Source organism: Leptothrix sp. (in: b-proteobacteria) (genome assembly GCF_965250675.1).
In the GTDB taxonomy this organism is placed as follows: Bacteria; Pseudomonadota; Gammaproteobacteria; order Burkholderiales; family Burkholderiaceae_C; genus Sphaerotilus.
Map to the genome: position 1 here is coordinate 419,096 of NZ_CBDFPH010000001.1, position 16,742 is coordinate 435,837.

The window sequence follows — 16,742 nt, forward strand, 5'->3', positions numbered from 1 at the left end:
GGCTTACGGCGCCGGCGCCAGCTTGGTGACGGTGTACTGCCCGCCGATCTTTTCAGCGTCGAACATCACCCGGTCGCCGGCCTTGAGGCTCTCCAGCGCGGCAGCGTCCTGCACTTTGAAGACCATGGTCATGGCGGGCATGTCCAGGTTGGCGATCGGGCCGTGGCGCAGCGTGATCTTCTGCTGGGCCTTGTCGACCTTCATGATTTCGCCGGCCGTGCTTTGAGCGAACGCGGCTGTCGCGCTCAGTGCAGTGAGTGCCACGGTGGCGGCCAGAACGGTGAGTTGCTTGGGGGTGCGCATGAGGTTTCCTTTGAGTCGATAACGTTTCAGGACTTGCGGGGGACGACAGGGTTGCCGCTGACGCGCAGCACGCCCTTCATGCCGGCCGAGAAATGCCCGGCGATCAGGCAGGCAAATTCAAACTCGCCCGCGCGGTTGAAGGTCCAGATGATCTCGCCGGCCTGACCCGCAGGCACGTGCGCCATGTAGGGCTCGTCGTGCTCCATGTCGGGAAACTTGACCATCAGCGCGGCGTGTGCTTCCAGCTCGGGCCGGGTGCCGATCACGAACTCGTGCAGCAGCGAGCCGCGGTTGGTGATCTTGAAGCGCACCGTCTCGCCGGTCTTGATGGTGATCAGCGCCGGCGTGAAGCGCATGTCATCGCCCATGCCGACCGCGATGGTGCGGCGCACTTGGGCGGCGGTGCCGGCAATGCCCCAGTCCTTCTGTTCCATCTTGACCGGCCCGGCATGGGCCTTTTCGCCGTGGCCGCGTGCGGCGGGGCTGATGAGGAGTGCCAGGCCCGTGGTGGCCAGCGTGTGCAGCGCAGCGCGCCTGGGGGTGAGTGTCGTCATGGGGTGTCGTCGTTGAAAGGTTGAATTTGCGGGGTCGAGTCGGCTTCAATGCCCGCCGTGTCCGTTCGGCTTGCGCGCCTGTCCGGCGGCCTGGCCGGTGGCGGGCGCGGCCTTGACCGGCTCGGGCAGTGGTGCGCCGGTCCATTCATGGGCGACGGTGCCGGCCGGGTGCCTGAACCAGCCCGGGTCGCTGTAGTCGCCCGGTTTCTGGTCGCGCCGCACCTTGAGCACGCTGAACATGCCGCCCATCTCGACGCTGCCGAACGGGCCCTGGCCGGTCATCATCGGCGCGGTGTTGTCGGGCAGCGGCATGTCCATCTCGGCCATGTCGGCCATGCCGCGCTCGCCCATCACCATGTAGTCGGGGATCAGGCCGGTGATTTTCCTGACCACCTCGCGGTGGTCGACGCCGATCATGGTGGGCACGTTGTGGCCCATCGCGTTCATGGTGTGGTGGCTCTTGTGGCAGTGGAAGGCCCAGTCGCCTTCCTCGTCGGCCAGGAACTCGATCTGCCGCATCTGGCCCACGGCGATGTCGGTCGTCACCTCCGGCCACCGCGCCGTCTTCGGCACCGGCCCGCCGTCGGTGCCGGTCACCTCGAACTCATGGCCGTGCAGGTGGATCGGGTGGTTCGTCATCGTCAGGTTGCCGACGCGGATGCGCACGCGGTCGCCCTGGCGCACGTTGAGCGTGTCGATGCCCGGAAAGATGCGGCTGTTCCAGGCCCACAGGTTGAAGTCCAGCATCGTCATGATCTTGGGCGTGGCGCTGCCGGGCTCGATGTCGAAGGCGTTGAGCAGAAAGCAGAAGTCGCGGTCGACGTTGTCGATCAGCGGGTGCCTGCCGCGCTTGTCCAGCCTGGGGTGCGTGACCCACATGCCGTACATGCCCATCGCCATCTGCGTCATCTCGTCGGCATGCGGGTGGTACATGAAGGTGCCGGGGCGGCGCGCGGTGAACTCGTAGACGAAGGTCTTGCCCGGCTGGATGCTGGGCTGCGTCAGGCCGCTGACGCCGTCCATGCCGTTGGGCAGGCGCTGGCCGTGCCAGTGGACGGCGGTGTGCTCCGGCAGACGGTTGGTGACGAAGAGGCGCACGCGATCGCCCTCGACCACCTCGATGGTCGGCCCGGGCGACTGGCCGTTGTAGCCCCACAGGTTGGCGGTGAAGCCGGGCGTCATTTCGCGCACCACGGGCTCGGCCACCAGGTGGAACTCCTTCGCACCGTTGTTCATGCGCCAGGGCAGCGTCCAGCCGTTGAGCGTCACCACGGGTTGATAGGGCTGGCCGTTGGGTGGCGCCAGCGGGGCGGCAGTGGCAGCGCCTGTCTGGATGACGGGCTCGGGCAGCGCGGCCAGGGCCACGCGGCTGACGGAGGCGGCAGCCATGGCGGCGCCGGCCTGGAAAAGGTGTCGACGGTTGAGCATGATGGGTTCCTCAATGGCCGCCGCCAGCGGCGGGGGCGGCGGCGCGGGATGCGCCGGGCGTCGACAACTGCACTGGCCCGATCTGCGCCTGTTGCAGGTCAGCCTCGGCCAGCCAGAAGTCGCGCCGGGCGTCGATGGCGGTGGCGACGCTGGCGATCTGCAGGCGCGCTTCGGCCAGCAGCTCGAACACGCCGATCAGCATGCCGTTGTAGCGCAGCAGGTTTTCGTCGCCGATGCGCTGGCGGATCGGCACCAGCACCGCCTGCGTGTGCTGGGCGATGTCCCAGGCGTGGCGGTAGGCGCCGTAGGCCTCGCGCACTTCGGAGCGGGCGTTGACGGCCACGTCCGCCGTGCGGTGCAGGCTGGCGGTGTAGGTGGCTTCGGCGCGGGCGACGCGGGCGTCGCCCCAGTCGAACAGCGGCAGCTCCAGGCTCAGTTCCCAGGCGCGGCTGCGCTCGCCGTGGCTGTTGCTGCTGTTGAGCACGCCCAGCTCCAGCACATTGACGAAGCGGGTGCTGCGCGTCAGGCCCAGGCTGCGCGCCAGGCGTTCGCTGCCGAGCTTGGCAGCCTGCACGTCCAGCCGCTGGGCGATGGCGCGGGACTCGATGTCGGGCAAGTCCTGCGCCGCAGCAGGCAGAGCCGGCAGGCGGTCGGGCAGACGGTAGGCGAGCGGGTCGCCCCACAGGCCCAGCGCGCGGTTCAGGCGCTCGCGGGCGGCGTCGCGGTCGCGCTCGGCGCGAGCGAGGTTGAGGGCGGCTTCGGCCTCAAACGCTTGTTCCTGCGCCAGCCGCAGCTTGTTGAAGTTACCGGCGGCCGCCATGCGCCGTGCCAGCTCTGCGCCGGCCTGGGCGGCCTGCAGCACCTGCTGCTGGTAGCCCAGGCTTTCCGCTGCCGCCACGGCCGTGGTCCAGCGGCGTTTGACCTCCGCGACCTGCGCGAGCACGCGCTGGCTGGCGTCGAGTTGTGCCTGCGCCAGGCGCTGCTGTTCCAGCTCGCGGGCCAGCGGCATCAGCAGCAGGCGGCCCAGGCTGAGGTGCAGGCCGCGCTCGTATTCCACCGTGCCGCCGCTGGCGCTGCGCTGGAAGCTGAAGCCCGGATTGGGCCAGCGCGTGGCCTGCGCCAACTCGGCCTGGCCCACGCCCAGCTCCGCCAGCGTGGTCTGCAGGCCTCGATGGTGGATCAGCGCCAGCTCGACCGCCGCTTCCTGCGTCAGCGGCTGGGCGCGCAGCGCGGTGCTGCGCTGGGTCAGCACCGCGCCGGGCGATTCGCTGTCGGGCCAGGCGGCGAGCGCCAGGCCGGTGCGGTCACGCAGGTGCTGCTGCAGCGCACCGGGATCGCTCGGTGCCAGGCTGGCGCAGCCGGTCAGCGCCAGCGTGGCGATCAAGGCCAGCGGGAACGAGGGCCGCGCGCTCAGGGTCGGGCTCATGGCCGTGCTCCTGAGGCGGGTGCCGCAGGCGCAGCGGGTGCCTGCGCCTCCTTGGCATAGGCCCGCCAGCCGCCGATGGTGTGCACGCGGTCGTTGGCCGCGCGCCAGTCGCCGGGCTCGATGGGGGCGGCCTGGGCGGTGGGGCGATGGCTGGACAGGCTGGAGCGGTGCTGCAGCGGCGCGACGCGGGCTTGCGCGTCGGCCGGGCGCGGAGACTGGCTCCACGCGATGGGAGACGCAGCGACAAGCAGCAGCGCGCACAGGCACCGCGTTGCCGCCGCAAGGGGCAATGACTTCATGACGAACCTTGGTTCAGATCGACGTTCAGAACGTGAGCGAACACCCGCCAGGCGGGCGCCACCGAATGGGCCGCAGCGTGCGGCCCGGGTCAGGCGGCGGTGGTTCGAGGCGGTCTGAACAAGCCGCTGACCACGCCAGGCGGCAGGCCGGGGCAGGGTGTGGCGGCCGGCGCGAGGCTGGGTGGCAGGCTCAGGGCCAGCGTCACGCTGGGGGTGGGCCCCAGGCTGGCGTGGCAGATGTCGCACAGGCTGCAGTTGTGCAGCGGGCTGGCGTTCGGGGTGCCGGTGTCCGCCGTGCTGGCGCTGGCATCTTCGTGGCAATGCGCCGCCGGCTCGGCCAGCGCGGCCTCATGATGGGCGGCGTTGCTCTGCGTGCCGGCCTGCATCGGCGCTGCAACCGGCAAGCTCCCCATCGCCATGTGCGCGCCGCTGCGCAGCGGCAGCAGGGCAACCAGCAGCCACAGCAGCCAGGCGAGCCGGGGCAGGTGGAAGCGGGTGGCGTGGCGGGCTGATGACATGGCGCGCCAGTATAGGCAGACGCCGCGCCCGGCGCTGTCACCGGCTGTCCCTAGAATTTGCGCCATTCCCTACCGGAGTCCCCATGAGCACCACGACCGCATCGACGCCCGACCTGACCCCCGACGTCACCCACATCGCTGCCCGCGACAAGGCCGAAATCCTGGCCCAGGCGCTGCCCTACATCCGCAAGTTCCACGGCAAGACGCTGGTCATCAAGTACGGCGGCAACGCCATGACCGATCCGGCGCTGCAGCAGGATTTTGCCGAGGATGTGGTGCTGCTCAAGCTGGTGGGCATGAACCCGATCGTGGTGCACGGCGGCGGGCCGCAGATTGACGAGGCGCTGTCCAAGATCGGCAAGAAGGGCACCTTCATCCAGGGCATGCGCGTCACCGACGAGGAGACCATGGAGGTGGTCGAGTGGGTGCTGGGTGGCGAGGTGCAGCAAGACATCGTCGGCCTGATCAACGCCGCCGGCGGCAAGGCCGTGGGCCTGACCGGCCGCGACGGCGGCATGATCCGCGCCCGCAAGATGAAGCTGCTCGACCGCGACGACCCGAACAAGGAACACGACATCGGCCAGGTCGGCGAGATCGAGTCGATCGACCCGAGCGTGGTCAAGGCGCTGCAGGACGACGCCTTCATTCCCGTCATCAGCCCGATCGGCTTCGGCGAGAACAACGAGAGCTACAACATCAACGCCGACCTGGTGGCGAGCAAGCTGGCCGAGATCCTGAAAGCCGAGAAGCTGCTGATGCTGACCAACATCAAGGGCGTGCTCGACAAGCAGGGCCAGCTGCTGACCGACCTGACCGCCAAGCGCATCGACGAGCTGTTCGAGGACGGCACCATCAGCGGTGGCATGCTGCCCAAGATCGCCGGCGCACTCGACGCGGCCAAGAGCGGCGTCAATGCCGTGCACATCATCGACGGCCGCGTGCCGCATGTGCTGCTGCTGGAAATCCTGACCGATCAGGCCTACGGGACGATGATCCGGGCTCGGTAAATGAAGCCCCCACGCTGGCCGCTGCGCGGCTGCGCGGCCCCCCGAGGGGGCTCGGCGGGCCTTGGGGCGGCCCGGGTGGCGCCAGGCACAGGTGGCGATGCGCCCGTCTGGCTCTTCGACCTCGACAACACCCTGCACGACGCCTCCAACGGCGCGTTCGGCATGATTGACCGTTCGATGAACGACTACATCGTGCGCGAACTGGCGGTCGATGACGCCCAGGCCAACCACCTGCGTGGCCATTACTGGCGCCGCTACGGCGCGACGATGCTGGGGCTGATGCGGCACCACGGCGTGGCCGCGCCGCACTTCCTGCATCACACCCACCTGCTGCCCGGACTGGAGGCCACGCTGCGCACGCACCCGCACGACGTGGCGGCGCTGCGGCGGCTGCGGGGGCGCAAGTACATCCTGACCAACGCGCCGCTGGCCTATGCCGAGCGGGTGCTGGCGGCGCTCGGGCTGACGCGGATCTTTGATGGCGTGATCGCCATTGACCACATGACGATGTTCGGCCAGTGGCGGCCCAAGCCCGATGCGCGCATGTTCCGGGCCCTGGCCGCACGCCTGAAAGTGCCGCCGCAGCGCTGCGTGCTGGTCGAGGACACGCTGGCGCATCAGAAGTCGGCACGGCGCGTCGGGCTGCGCACGGTGTGGATGCAGCGGTGGCTGCAGGCCTCGGTTCACGGCCCGGAAGCGGGGGTGGCGTTGTGCCGAAAGCCCGCGTATGTGTGTGCCAGAATCCGCCGGCTTCAGGCCCTGGGCCCGCTGTTCCGAGATCGAGTTGTCACCTGTGCTGATGTCCATCGAGTCCCCCGCCACCGCTGAATTGCCTGAATCGCCGCCGTCGCAAGATGCTGCGCGCGCGCCGGCCTTGTCCGGCCAGGCGGTGATCGACGGCCTGGCCGAGGCGCCTGCCGAGGCCGCGCGCAAGCGGCCCAAACCGGGCGAGCGCCGCGTGCAGATCCTGCAGGCGCTGGCGCACATGCTGGAGCAGCCCGGTGCCGAGCGCATCACCACCGCCGCGCTGGCCGCGCGCCTGGAGGTGAGCGAGGCGGCGCTCTACCGCCACTTCGCCAGCAAGGCGCAGATGTTCGAGGCGCTGATCGAGTTCATCGAGTCCAGCGTCTTCACCCTGGTCAACCAGATTGCCGAGCGCGAGGCCGACCCGCACGTGCAGGCCGCGCGCACCGTCGCCGTGCTGCTGCAGTTCGCCGAGAAGAACCCCGGTATGACGCGCGTGATGGTGGGCGACGCGCTGGTGTTCGAGCACGAGCGCCTGCAGGCGCGCATGAACCAGTTCTTCGATCGCATCGAGTCGCAGCTGCGCATCAGCCTGCGCGGCGCTGCCGAAGCCAGCGGCTCGGCCAAGCCCACGGTGGACGCCACGGCAGCGGCATCGGTGCTGACCAGCTTCTGCATCGGCCGCCTGCAGCGCTTTGCCCGCTCGGGGTTCAAGCGCAGTCCGACCGAGCACTTGGACGCTGCGCTCGCTTGGCTAATGAGTAGTCTGACCTGATGACAAACGGCACGCTGAGTAGACACCTCTTGCGTGCTGGTTTTTTGACGTCCGCGAGCGTGCTGAGCAGGTTTCTGAAGAGATCTGTTTAATTAAATTAATATCGGTGGAGGGTGTCGTGGCCTTGGTCAATAGTTATGGAAAGTGGCTGAGAAAGCAGCTGTTCGCTGTGATTGTATTGGTGTTTTCTTTATTTTTTTCGACTGCTGCATGGGCCCAGCAGCAGTGCGGCACAGAATATTTGAGGCAATTTGATAATGCGCCTCCCGTAGATCCGGGATTGTTCCGTGCGCTGACGGAAACACGCGCCATCATCCGGGCTTGGGAAGCACAGCCAGACGTTGCCCAAGCAATTTCTGGCCTTGAGGACGCGGGCAGGGACGCATCTGGCTTGGAGGCGGCGGCAAGCCTTCTTGCTAATATTTTGATGCCAAACGGACAATTGAGAAGTTTGGGTAGACCAGACCTCGATGCTTATGCGGCAAGACAAGCCCAGTTTGTTAGAGAGCATCCGAGAGCTGGCCATGATTATGCAGAAGCTATCCTGAGGGTGGAGCGTCTTGGATGGGTCAACTATAAATTGAAGATGATTGAGGCGGCGGAGCCTGTGCTGAATCAGATCGCGCTCACGATGAGTAATCTTCCGTCGGGAGTTGATGCGCTATTGAAGGCTCGCCAACTGGAGAAAATTCATCTGTTTGTCATGAGGGAGTGTGGCATGTGGTTGCCACAGATTAAGTTTGTCAATTCCGCTCCCAGTTGGCTTCATGATTCAGGGTTGGAGCAGTTTGTTGGTGGTCGTGCGCCGTTCAAATCCAAAAACATCGGCGATTTGCTGCTTGAACGTGCGAGTCGCCAGTCTCCTGATGAAGATATTAAAAGCCGCTTCATGAGCGCATCAATTGCGGTTATTCGCGGTAATGAAAATCAACTTGTCAATGTGATTTCAAGTGCAAGTGAGTCCGAGTTGCAGGGCTTGTGGAATAAGATGTTTGGCGATAACGCCTTTGGTGAGTTAAAAACAGTTACCTTGAATAATTCCTTCATCAATGATGCTGTGAGGCGCAGGCAAGAAGAGAATAGGCGCCAAGCCGCGATTGCGGAAGCCGAAGACCATCGACGGAATGCTCAGGCGCGCATTGATCGTATTAATAATAACCTTCCGCCAATCGATTCGGATATATTGCGGGTTACCGTTGGAAATATTGTAAAAGTCATGGGGTCTACGCAGATTGACGCCAATGTGCTTGCACCTACGCCAGCGTTTCTCGTTGCCGCTGGGTTGCATCCTGTAAGCTATTCTGTAGAGGTATCAAATGTCTTGTGTCGGCCTGCAGAGAAAAATTATAAATGCTCCTACAATATGAAAAAAAATATTCAGCGAGGAGGGGAGGTGTGGGGGTCGTTCGGACTTGCACTGGCTCAGGTTGCGGGATCTGATCGCGTTCAGAGTCTTAGCTACATTTTTCAATGGCGCGACGGCGAACTGGTCTCTCCCGAAATGGAGCGCGCTCTTGGCATTGAACGCCGACGCAACATCGCTGAACATGAGGCTGTGATGGCGAGCGTGCGGGAATCGACGCGTGCATCCAATCAAATGGCTTGTGAACGGCGGAATACTCAGCGACTGATTCGTCGCGAAGGTGGTCGCGAGATGTGCCAATAAATACGCTGTTCCACCTGATGGCCTATGAGCACTTCTCGAAACCCCTCGCCTAGCCCGCTGGCCAACTTGCGGCAAGCGCGTGCGTACGTATTCAGCCCCCAGCCAACAAGCCAGCGCAGGTCAACTGGCTGAAGCCCGCGTAGACAGGGCCGAAGACGGTGGCCACAGTGGAGCCCCATGACGGCCGCATCACCCCCACCGGAAAACCCACCGCCCAAGCCCGACACGCTGGCGCAATGCCATGCCGTGATCGACACGCTGGGCCAGCAGCTGGCGCAGTTGCGAGAGCAAGTGGCCTGGCTGCAAGAGCGCGTGAAGCTGGACTCGCGCAACTCTTCGAAGCCGCCGTCCTCAGACGGACCCGGCGGCGGCAACCGCGCCCAGCGCCGTGCCAGCGAGCGCAAGCGCGGCGCGCAGCCCGGGCACAAGGGCAGCTACCGGGCAATGCTGCCCGAGGCCCAGGTCGACGCCATCGCCGTGAAGTCCACCAGTGCGCCGATGGCCGCCAGTGTCTGTATGTAGCCCTCCAACTTGACCTTGCGCTGGCGCGTCAGGAACAGGTCGTCGTGGACTTCTTCCGGGAAGAAGCTCGAGGGCTTGATGCGCGGCGTGATCATGAGTGGAATGTTGCCGGCTCAGATCATGGGGGAGCAGGGCGGTTTCGAGAAGCGCCCCTCAGTGCGCGAGCATCATCAGCACGGTCGACTCGATTCTCTGCGGAGCATGCGCTGCGTGTTCTCTTGTTCGCAATTTGATCGACGCAGGCGGTCTTGCTCGTTTTTTTCCGACGCCTGGATCTCGGCCCTGAGTTCCCTGGCCCGAACGCCCTGAATCGGTCCGGCATAGACGGTCTTCAACCCGTCTTCGGCCAAACCCTCAGTCTCCCAGCGGAACAGCGCATGCCGATTGCCATCCATTTCTTTGCGCTCGAAGCCCACCAACCCGCTCGACCTCAGCGTCACCGAGTACTTGCATCGCTGCTTGTTGCCCTCGGGGCGGCAGTCCACGGGGCCCAGATCGATCTTGTAGATGCTCACGGGAATGTCAAACACGGGATTGAAAACCGTCACCTCGTTCACTCCGGTCTGCCTGACCGATCGGTAGTACTCGCTGAGCAATTGGGCATACGTGCCCACGTGCAGCGACAGGATCTCCGAGTGGGTCGGCGGCACATTGCCCGCAGCCTTACGTTCAAAGGCCGCCCTGCGCGCTGCTGTCTGTCGATTCAATTCTTCGGCCGCCTGCCTCCTCTCCAGTGCGTCCCGCTCGGCCGCCAGCGCCGCGATGGTCTCTCTTTGCTGCCGGAGGGCGGTCGAGACGTCCGGGTCGCGAAACGCTGCCCACGACACGTACTCCGAACTCGTCAAGTCAGCTAGCGCGCGCGACAGCGCAGTCTCGTCGCGGGCCGATTTCATGCTGGCGATCAAGCCGGCCTTGTCATTGGCCACGGCGGTGAGCACGAGTTGACGGTAGCGAACGTCCAGGTTCTGTGTGCGCAACAGGGTCGGGCGTTCGGGCAGCCCTCTCAACGCGCACGCCTCCATGTAGGGGCTGCGAAACCGATCAAACTGGAGCACCGTCTTCAAGCGCGGCGAGCTCTCGAATGTGGCAGCAAAGGCCTCGAAAGTCTCCTGGTAGATGTCTGCAAAGCTCGCGGCATAGGCCCGCTCCTTTTCCTTCAACACCTTGTCCTGTGCGGCCAGGACGGCTGCGTTGTACTCCAGCACCTGGGTGATCTGGGCCGGATTCGGGTTCGTGGTGGACGGGGGCGTTGTCGTGCCGGGCCGCTGACGAGGGGGGAGCCGGTCCGCGGTCGCGGCATCCCCCGCCGGCTGGGCGCGCTTTTGCCTGAAGTTGGGCCCGCCGGTGTCCATGCCGCTTACGCTGCGCTGCGCCAGCGAGCGCTGCATGTGGAAGTCCCACGCATGGCGGGCGCGGGCCATGTCGAGGCCAGTGGCCATCATCCGGTCGAACTTGGCAACGTTGTCGCTGGACAGCCAGGGTGCGCCCTGCAGGGCAGCCAACACACCGGGCCGACACGCTTGCGCGATTTTTTCTTCTTCACGAAATGGCGGCGGCCCCGGCAACGCAGCAGGCTGTCCGTCACGCCTGCGGCTCTGTGCCACGTCGATATCGATCAGCGGCGAATCGGCGGTGATTTCCTGTCTGGCCTGCGCTGTTGGCGCCACCGCGGGCGGCTCGCGACGTGGTGCGGTGCAAGCCGCCGAGAGTCCGGCCACCAGGGCCAAGCCCGCCCATTTGATTACAGGTTGCTTCATTTCCGGTCATCCCATTTCATCGCTTGTTCAATCGTTACTGGCCACCTCTTCACCGCCTTTTGCCAGCAAATCCCCGAATCTGCTGCAGTTCACCTTCACCCCAGCATCCAGATCCAGCGCGGTCCTCTGGTCGGCGTAGTGTCGCAACGTTTCGTCGTAGCCCATGGGGGCACTTCCTAAAACCATCGATCTGATCGTCCGCTTCGCCGGATCGACGTCACGAAGGTTCTCGCAGTGTCATCCAAGGCCGAATCCGACGCCCCTCACGCCGCCCTCGCAGACGCAGACCAGCCATACCAGCCCTCGGGCGTCTCGCCCTTGCCTTGTTGAGCGCCTCGCGCTCAGCCTTGTTGGCCTGAGTGACCGGCGCCTGCACGATGCTGGCGTCGATGATCTGCCCGCCGCGCGGGATGCCCCCGTGCTGCTGCACCTGCTGGCTCAGCGTCTCGAACTTGGGTAACCTCCGTACACTGCCGCGCCATGACTGATTTCACTGCCCTGATCACCCGCGCCGAGGCGCTGCTGGCCCGCCTGGAGGCGGTTCTTCCTCATGCGTTGAGTGCGCCGGACTGGACCGCCTCGGTGGCTTTTCGCTACCGCAAGCGCGCGGGTAGTGGCGGAGGCGGCGCGCTGGAGCCGGTGCGCCATGTCGCGCCGCTGAAGCTGGACGCGCTCAAGGAAGTCGATCTGCAGAAGGAGCGCCTGCTGCGCAACACCGCGCAGTTTGTGGCCGGCCTGCCGGCCAACAACGTGCTGCTGACCGGCGCGCGGGGCACGGGCAAGAGTTCGCTCATCAAGGCGTGCCTGAACGAGCTGGCGGGCCAGGGGCTGCGGCTGATCGAGGTCGACAAGGCCGATCTGGTCGACCTGCCGGATTTGGTGGATCTGGTTTCCGGCCGGCCCGAGCGTTTCATCGTCTACTGCGACGACCTGAGTTTTGACGAGGGCGAGCCGGGCTACAAGGCGCTCAAGTCGATTCTGGACGGCACCATTGCCCAGACCAGCGACAACGTGCTGATCTACGCCACTAGCAACCGCCGCCACCTGCTGCCCGAGCAGGCCAGGGACAACCTCGGCGCGACCTACACCGACGACGGCGAGCTGCACCCGGGCGAGGCGGTCGAGGAGAAGATTTCGCTGTCCGAGCGCTTCGGCCTGTGGATCAGCTTCTACCCCTTCAGCCAGCGCGAGTACCTGGCGATTGCCGGCCAGTGGCTGCGCCACTTCGGGCTCGATGAGGCGGCGATTGCCGCGTCGCGCCAGGAGTCGCTGGTGTGGGCGCTGGAGCGCGGCTCGCGCTCGGGCCGGGTGGCCTACCAGTTTGCGCGCGACTTCGCCGGCCGCGGCGGCCAGGCCACACCGACGGCGCCGATCGCCAACTACGTGCGCGGGGGCTGAGGCGATGTCGAATGCAGTGGATCAAGCGATTGAACGCACGCCGGTCGACGTGGCCGTGGGCGTGCTGATCGAGCGCGATGCGGCGGGCGCCGAAGGCTGCTTCCTGCTGACCTCGCGCCCCGAGGGCAAGGTCTACGCCGGTTACTGGGAGTTTCCGGGCGGCAAACTGGAGGCGGGCGAGTCGGTGGAAGACGCGCTGCGCCGCGAACTGCATGAGGAAATCGGTATCACCCTGGGCACCGCGCCCGGCAGCATCACCCGCTGGCGCGAGCTGGTGATGGACTATCCGCACGCGCGCGTACGGCTGCATTTCTGCAAGGTCTACAGCTGGGCGGGCGAGTTCGAGATGCGCGAGCGCCAGGCCATGTCCTGGCAGACGCTGCCGGTGGCCGAGGTGCCGGTACTGCCCGGCACGGTTCCGGTGCTGGAGTGGCTGGCGGCGGAGCGGGGCCATGTGGGCCCGACGCACGCCGGCTGATCAGTTCGGCTCGTCCAGGTCTTCCGGCGGCGGCGCCGCCTGCACGCGGTAGTCCTCGGCCGCCCAGGCGCCCATGTCGATCTGCTTGCAGCGCTCGCTGCAGAACGGCCGCCACGGGTTGCCGGTGTAGGTGGCTTTCTTGCGGCAGGTGGGGCAGGCGACCTGCAGCGTCGAAGCGGCGGTGGGCGGTGAAGGCGGCGTTGTGGGCGGCGTGGTGTTCATGGGCAAGGCATCAAGATCAGGGGTCAGGCGCAGAGCGTCAGGTCCAGCTCGGCGTCTTCGTTCAGGGGGCGCAGCCGGCCTTCGGCGTCGAGTTGCATCAGGCGGATGGTGACCTGCAGGCGATTGCCGCTGATTTCGGGCACCCGGCCGCTGGCGGCGTCGACCTTGACACGCGCCAGCTGGTAGCCGCGCCCATGCGGCAGGCGCTGCTGGAACTGGCCGGCGCGCAGGGCCACGGTCTGGCCGAGGCCGGTGCCACGCAGCAACTCCATCGCCAATTGCAGTGCCGCAGCCAGCGGTGCCAGCGTGCCGACCCATTGCTGCAGATCGGCGCGGCGGCGCGCGGCGCTCAGGTGCTGCCAGGCGTAGTAGGCCGGCAGGTCGAATTCACAGGTGCCGCCGGGAATGTTGATGCGGCTGCGGATGCTCATGAGCCACTCGTTGCCGGTCAGCGCGTGGCCGGCCTTGCCGGGCAGCTGCAGCAGCGCCAGGTGGGCGACGTCGACGCGGGCGATCACCGCCTCCAGCGTGGCTTCCGAGATGGCGGGGTTGCCGCGGTAGCCGGTCAGCTGCTGGCGCTGGCGGTCGAGTTCCTGCAGCAGGTCGCTCTTGAGGTCGGCGCGCGAGGCCACGTCCATCACCTCGAACAGCGTGGCCAGCGCGTAGTGGTGGTCGATGGCCGACTCCCGCACCAGCAATTCGCCCAGCCGCCCGAGCAGGTGCTCCAGCCGCAACAGCGTGCGCATGCTTTCGTTGAACGGGAATTCGTAGACGATCAAGGCGCGTTCTCCAGCCAGTGCGGCGCTGTCAGCGCAGCGGCGCGAGATTGTTTCACAGCGGGTGTTCTACGCCGGCCTGGCGGTCCAGCGCTGCCAGACCTCGGCCACGCGGGCCTGCAGCGCGTCGAGGCTCAGGCCGTCGTTGAGGATCACCGCATCGGCCACCGCGCAGCGCTGCTCGCGGCTGGCCTGGAGGGCGATCACGCGCTCGACCTGCTCGCGCGGCCAGCCGTTGCGCGCCATGACGCGCTCGATCTGCGTGGCGGCGCTGCAGTCGACCACCAGGATGCGGTCGACCTTGTCGCGCCAGCGGCCCGATTCCACCAGCAGCGGCACGTCGAACACCACCACCTGGCCGGGCGGCACGGCGGCGGCCTGCGCGGCGGTGGTGGCGCTGATCATCGGATGCAGGATGGCTTCGAGCGCCTGCTTGGCCGCCGGATCGGCAAACACCAGGCCGCGCATGTGGGCGCGGTCGAGGGCGCCGTCAGCGGTGATGGCGGCCGGCCCGAAGCGTGCAGCAATCGGCGCGATGGCCGCGCCGCCGGGGGCGGTGAGCTGGTGGGCGAGGGCGTCGGTGTCGATCACCGCCGCGCCCAGCGCCTGCAGCATCGCCGCCACCGTGCTCTTGCCACTGCCGATGCCGCCGGTCAGGCCGATGCGCAGCGTGGTCACGCTGGCAGCCACAGCGCCTGCAACTGCGCGCCGTAGAACATCGCGGCCAGTCCGCCACCGGTCAGGTAGGGGCCGAAGGGGATCGGCACCTCGCGTTGGTGGCCGCGCCCCAGCACCATGAAGAGGCCGATGGCCGCGCCCACCACCGACGCCAGCATCATCACCGGCAGCAGGTTCTGCACGCCCAGCAGCGCGCCGAGTGCGGCCAGCAGCTTGAAGTCGCCCTCGGCCATGCCGATCACGCCGCGCACCAGCTTGTAGAGCGTGGCAATCGCCCAGAGCGCGAAATAGCCCCACAGCACGCCGAGCGCGGCCGATTCCAGCCCCACCTTCGTCCAGCCCATCCACGCGGCGAACAGGCCCAGGCCGAGCAGGCTGTAGGTCAGGCTGTCGGGCAGGTAGGTGGTGTCGAGGTCGATCAGCGCCATGGCGATCAGCAGCGCGGCGGCGGCGCAGTAGACCAGCGTCTGCGCGGTCGGGCCGAACACCCAGGCGATCACGCCGAACAGCGTGGCCGTGGCCAGCTCGACCAGCGGGTAGCGCCGCGAGATGGGTGCCTGGCACGCCGCGCAGCGCCCGCGCAGCACCAGCCAGCTCACCAGCGGCAGGTTCTGGTACCAGGCGATGGCCGTGCCGCAGGACGGGCAGCGCGAGGCGGGTTGGGACAGGCCCAGCGCGGGCAGCTGTTCCAGCGCGGTGTGGAGCGCCGTGCCGGCGCGCTGCAGCAGTTTGTCGGTGTCGCGCGTGAGCCCGTCGCCCAGGGCGCGCTGCAGCGTCGTGCGCTCCTGCAGCAGGCCCTGCACGTCGGCCAGCCACTGGCGCTCCATCATGATGGGCAGGCGGTGGATCACCACGTTCAGGAAGCTGCCGATGCACAGGCCCAGCAGGGCCAGTGCGGGCGGGGACAGCAGGAAGTCGATGTCCGTCATCAGACCACCTGGCCGAGCTTGAAGATGGGCAGGTACATCGCCACGACGATGCCGCCGATGATGGTGCCCAGGATCACGATGATGATCGGCTCCATCAGCGTCGACAGGCCCTTGACGGCGTCGTCGACCTCCTGTTCATAGAAGTCGGCCACCTTGCTGAGCATGCCGTCGAGCGAGCCGGATTCCTCGCCGATGGCGCTCATCTGCAGCACCATGTTGGGGAAGATGTTGGTGGACTGCATCGACGAGGTCAGCGCCGAGCCGGTCGACACGTCGCGCTGGATCTGCTCGGTGGCCTGCGCGAACACCGCGTTGCCGGCGGCGCCGCCGACCGAGTCGAGCGCCTCCACCAGCGGCACGCCGGCGGCGAACATGGTCGACAGCGTGCGCGACCAGCGCGCCACCGCCGCCTTGTGCACCAGCGGGCCGAAGATCGGCACCTTGAGCATCAGCCGGTCCATGGCGACCTGCATGCGCGGCGAGCGCTTCCAGCTCTCCAGGAACATGTAGATGCCGAAGCCCAGTCCGCCGAAGATGGCCCACCAGTAGTCGACGAAGAACTCCGACATCGAGATCACCACCAGCGTGGGCAGCGGCAGGTCGGCGCCGAACGAGGTGAAGATCTCCTTGAACGACGGGATCACGAAGATCATGATCACCGCCACCACCACGAAGGCCACCACCAGCACGGCCACCGGGTAGATCAGCGCCGAGCGGATCTTGCTCTGCAGCTCCAGCGTCTTCTCCTGGTAGACGGCCAGGCGCTCCAGCAGCGTCTCCAGAATGCCGGCGGCTTCGCCGGCCTCGATCAGGTTGCAGTAGAGCGCGTCGAACTGCTGCGGGTGCTTGCGGAACGCGCCCGACAGGCTGGTGCCGGTCTCGACGTCGCCGCGGATGTCGTTGAGCATGCGCGTCAGGCGCGGGTTGGGGCTGCCGCGCGAGACGATGTCGAAGGACTGCAGCAGCGGCACGCCCGCCTTCAGCATGGTCGCCAATTGGCGCGTGAAGATGGCGATGTCCTTGGTCTTGATCGACTTGCCGCCCGAGAGCCGGCGCTTCTTGACCTTGGTGACCAGGATGCCCTGGCGGCGCAGGCTGGCGCTGACCATGGCCTCGCCGCCGGCGCGCATCTCGCCGCGCACCGCCTTGCCGTTGCGGTCCTTGCCTTCCCATTCGAAGACGAAGTCCTTGATCTTCTTTGCCGCCGCTGCGGCTGCCGCTGATGATGTGGCCATTGCGCCCCCTGAAGCTGGTTGGATGCC

20 protein-coding genes are annotated in these 16,742 nt (G+C 66.6%); 7 read left to right on the forward strand and 13 right to left on the reverse strand.

Annotation, left to right across the window (positions count from 1 at the left end; all coding sequences use genetic code 11):
• Positions 1-3: 3 nt before the first annotated feature.
• The 6 genes from AC5IG3_RS01710 to AC5IG3_RS01735 form a co-directional block, all read right to left on the reverse strand.
• A complete protein-coding gene (locus AC5IG3_RS01710; protein ID WP_491904548.1) occupies positions 4-303 on the reverse strand; it encodes a copper-binding protein in 300 nt (99 codons plus the stop codon).
• 26 nt (positions 304-329) lie between these two features.
• Complete coding sequence (locus tag AC5IG3_RS01715; protein ID WP_491904549.1) at positions 330-857, reverse strand: cupredoxin domain-containing protein; 528 nt, start codon at positions 855-857, stop codon at positions 330-332.
• Positions 858-902: 45 nt separating this feature from the next.
• Positions 903-2,285 (reverse strand): multicopper oxidase family protein, encoded by a 1,383-nt coding sequence (locus AC5IG3_RS01720; protein ID WP_491904550.1) that lies wholly within the window; start codon positions 2,283-2,285, stop codon positions 903-905.
• A gap of 10 nt (positions 2,286-2,295) precedes the next feature.
• Positions 2,296-3,711, reverse strand: a complete 1,416-nt coding sequence (locus AC5IG3_RS01725) for a TolC family protein (RefSeq protein WP_491904551.1) — start codon at positions 3,709-3,711, stop codon at positions 2,296-2,298.
• Positions 3,708-4,010 carry a hypothetical protein gene (locus tag AC5IG3_RS01730; protein WP_491904552.1) on the reverse strand — a complete coding sequence of 101 codons (303 nt, stop codon included), beginning with the start codon at positions 4,008-4,010 and terminating at the stop codon, positions 3,708-3,710. Before AC5IG3_RS01730 ends, AC5IG3_RS01725 begins: the two co-directional genes overlap by 4 nt.
• Before the next feature lie 89 nt (positions 4,011-4,099).
• A complete protein-coding gene (locus AC5IG3_RS01735; protein ID WP_491904553.1) occupies positions 4,100-4,528 on the reverse strand; it encodes a hypothetical protein in 429 nt (142 codons plus the stop codon).
• 83 nt (positions 4,529-4,611) lie between these two features.
• Here AC5IG3_RS01735 and argB point away from each other — a divergent pair, with 83 nt between their 5' ends.
• The 5 genes from argB to AC5IG3_RS01760 all read left to right on the forward strand — a co-directional run bounded on the left by argB (position 4,612) and on the right by AC5IG3_RS01760 (position 9,242).
• On the forward strand, positions 4,612-5,535 hold the full coding sequence (gene argB, locus AC5IG3_RS01740) for an acetylglutamate kinase (protein WP_491904554.1): 924 nt from the start codon (positions 4,612-4,614) through the stop codon (positions 5,533-5,535).
• Positions 5,536-6,363 (forward strand): pyrimidine 5'-nucleotidase, encoded by an 828-nt coding sequence (locus tag AC5IG3_RS01745; RefSeq protein ID WP_491904555.1) that lies wholly within the window; start codon positions 5,536-5,538, stop codon positions 6,361-6,363.
• A complete protein-coding gene (gene slmA / locus AC5IG3_RS01750) occupies positions 6,335-7,054 on the forward strand; it encodes a nucleoid occlusion factor SlmA (protein ID WP_491904556.1) in 720 nt (239 codons plus the stop codon). Before AC5IG3_RS01745 ends, slmA begins: the two co-directional genes overlap by 29 nt.
• A gap of 118 nt (positions 7,055-7,172) precedes the next feature.
• Positions 7,173-8,720 carry a hypothetical protein gene (locus AC5IG3_RS01755; protein ID WP_491904557.1) on the forward strand — a complete coding sequence of 516 codons (1,548 nt, stop codon included), beginning with the start codon at positions 7,173-7,175 and terminating at the stop codon, positions 8,718-8,720.
• A 177-nt stretch (positions 8,721-8,897) separates the two neighbouring features.
• On the forward strand, positions 8,898-9,242 hold the full coding sequence (locus AC5IG3_RS01760) for a DUF6444 domain-containing protein (RefSeq protein ID WP_491904558.1): 345 nt from the start codon (positions 8,898-8,900) through the stop codon (positions 9,240-9,242).
• Between the two features lie 170 nt (positions 9,243-9,412).
• On the opposite strand, the gene AC5IG3_RS01765 is transcribed toward AC5IG3_RS01760, so the two are convergent.
• Both AC5IG3_RS01765 and AC5IG3_RS01770 read right to left on the reverse strand, forming a co-directional pair.
• A complete protein-coding gene (locus AC5IG3_RS01765; protein WP_491904559.1) occupies positions 9,413-10,999 on the reverse strand; it encodes a hypothetical protein in 1,587 nt (528 codons plus the stop codon).
• 27 nt (positions 11,000-11,026) lie between these two features.
• Positions 11,027-11,164, reverse strand: a complete 138-nt coding sequence (locus AC5IG3_RS01770) for a hypothetical protein (protein ID WP_491904560.1) — start codon at positions 11,162-11,164, stop codon at positions 11,027-11,029.
• 315 nt (positions 11,165-11,479) lie between these two features.
• Between AC5IG3_RS01770 and AC5IG3_RS01775 the strand changes: the two genes are divergently transcribed.
• Both AC5IG3_RS01775 and AC5IG3_RS01780 read left to right on the forward strand, forming a co-directional pair.
• Positions 11,480-12,397, forward strand: a complete 918-nt coding sequence (locus AC5IG3_RS01775; RefSeq protein WP_491904561.1) for an ATP-binding protein — start codon at positions 11,480-11,482, stop codon at positions 12,395-12,397.
• A gap of 16 nt (positions 12,398-12,413) precedes the next feature.
• The gene (locus tag AC5IG3_RS01780; protein ID WP_491904562.1) at positions 12,414-12,875 is read left to right on the forward strand and encodes an NUDIX domain-containing protein; all 462 of its coding nucleotides are present in this window, start codon (positions 12,414-12,416) and stop codon (positions 12,873-12,875) included.
• Here AC5IG3_RS01780 and AC5IG3_RS01785 read toward each other — a convergent pair whose 3' ends face one another.
• From AC5IG3_RS01785 to AC5IG3_RS01805, 5 genes are all read right to left on the reverse strand, one after another.
• Positions 12,876-13,097 carry a DNA gyrase inhibitor YacG gene (locus tag AC5IG3_RS01785; RefSeq protein WP_491904563.1) on the reverse strand — a complete coding sequence of 74 codons (222 nt, stop codon included), beginning with the start codon at positions 13,095-13,097 and terminating at the stop codon, positions 12,876-12,878. It lies immediately after the preceding gene.
• Positions 13,098-13,120: 23 nt separating this feature from the next.
• Positions 13,121-13,876: a cell division protein ZapD gene (gene zapD / locus AC5IG3_RS01790; protein WP_491904564.1), complete on the reverse strand. Its 756-nt coding sequence runs from the start codon at positions 13,874-13,876 to the stop codon at positions 13,121-13,123.
• A 66-nt stretch (positions 13,877-13,942) separates the two neighbouring features.
• On the reverse strand, positions 13,943-14,488 hold the full coding sequence (gene coaE, locus AC5IG3_RS01795; RefSeq protein ID WP_491905030.1) for a dephospho-CoA kinase: 546 nt from the start codon (positions 14,486-14,488) through the stop codon (positions 13,943-13,945).
• A gap of 59 nt (positions 14,489-14,547) precedes the next feature.
• A complete protein-coding gene (locus AC5IG3_RS01800) occupies positions 14,548-15,480 on the reverse strand; it encodes a prepilin peptidase (protein WP_491904565.1) in 933 nt (310 codons plus the stop codon).
• A complete protein-coding gene (locus tag AC5IG3_RS01805; protein ID WP_491904566.1) occupies positions 15,480-16,715 on the reverse strand; it encodes a type II secretion system F family protein in 1,236 nt (411 codons plus the stop codon). The genes AC5IG3_RS01800 and AC5IG3_RS01805 overlap by 1 nt, the downstream gene beginning before the upstream one ends.
• Positions 16,716-16,742: the final 27 nt, after the last annotated feature.

Coding starts and splice junctions, on each gene's coding strand:
- AC5IG3_RS01710 (WP_491904548.1), bottom strand. CDS start 303: ATGCGCACCCCCAAGCAACTCACCGTTCTGGCCGCCACCGTGGCACTC.
- AC5IG3_RS01715 (WP_491904549.1), bottom strand. CDS start 857: ATGACGACACTCACCCCCAGGCGCGCTGCGCTGCACACGCTGGCCACC.
- AC5IG3_RS01720 (WP_491904550.1), bottom strand. CDS start 2,285: ATGCTCAACCGTCGACACCTTTTCCAGGCCGGCGCCGCCATGGCTGCC.
- AC5IG3_RS01725 (WP_491904551.1), bottom strand. CDS start 3,711: ATGAGCCCGACCCTGAGCGCGCGGCCCTCGTTCCCGCTGGCCTTGATC.
- AC5IG3_RS01730 (WP_491904552.1), bottom strand. CDS start 4,010: ATGAAGTCATTGCCCCTTGCGGCGGCAACGCGGTGCCTGTGCGCGCTG.
- AC5IG3_RS01735 (WP_491904553.1), bottom strand. CDS start 4,528: ATGTCATCAGCCCGCCACGCCACCCGCTTCCACCTGCCCCGGCTCGCC.
- argB (WP_491904554.1), top strand. CDS start 4,612: ATGAGCACCACGACCGCATCGACGCCCGACCTGACCCCCGACGTCACC.
- AC5IG3_RS01745 (WP_491904555.1), top strand. CDS start 5,536: ATGAAGCCCCCACGCTGGCCGCTGCGCGGCTGCGCGGCCCCCCGAGGG.
- slmA (WP_491904556.1), top strand. CDS start 6,335: ATGTCCATCGAGTCCCCCGCCACCGCTGAATTGCCTGAATCGCCGCCG.
- AC5IG3_RS01760 (WP_491904558.1), top strand. CDS start 8,898: ATGACGGCCGCATCACCCCCACCGGAAAACCCACCGCCCAAGCCCGAC.
- AC5IG3_RS01765 (WP_491904559.1), bottom strand. CDS start 10,999: ATGAAGCAACCTGTAATCAAATGGGCGGGCTTGGCCCTGGTGGCCGGA.
- AC5IG3_RS01770 (WP_491904560.1), bottom strand. CDS start 11,164: ATGGGCTACGACGAAACGTTGCGACACTACGCCGACCAGAGGACCGCG.
- AC5IG3_RS01775 (WP_491904561.1), top strand. CDS start 11,480: ATGACTGATTTCACTGCCCTGATCACCCGCGCCGAGGCGCTGCTGGCC.
- AC5IG3_RS01785 (WP_491904563.1), bottom strand. CDS start 13,097: ATGAACACCACGCCGCCCACAACGCCGCCTTCACCGCCCACCGCCGCT.
- coaE (WP_491905030.1), bottom strand. CDS start 14,488: ATGCTGCAGGCGCTGGGCGCGGCGGTGATCGACACCGACGCCCTCGCC.
- AC5IG3_RS01800 (WP_491904565.1), bottom strand. CDS start 15,480: ATGACGGACATCGACTTCCTGCTGTCCCCGCCCGCACTGGCCCTGCTG.
- AC5IG3_RS01805 (WP_491904566.1), bottom strand. CDS start 16,715: ATGGCCACATCATCAGCGGCAGCCGCAGCGGCGGCAAAGAAGATCAAG.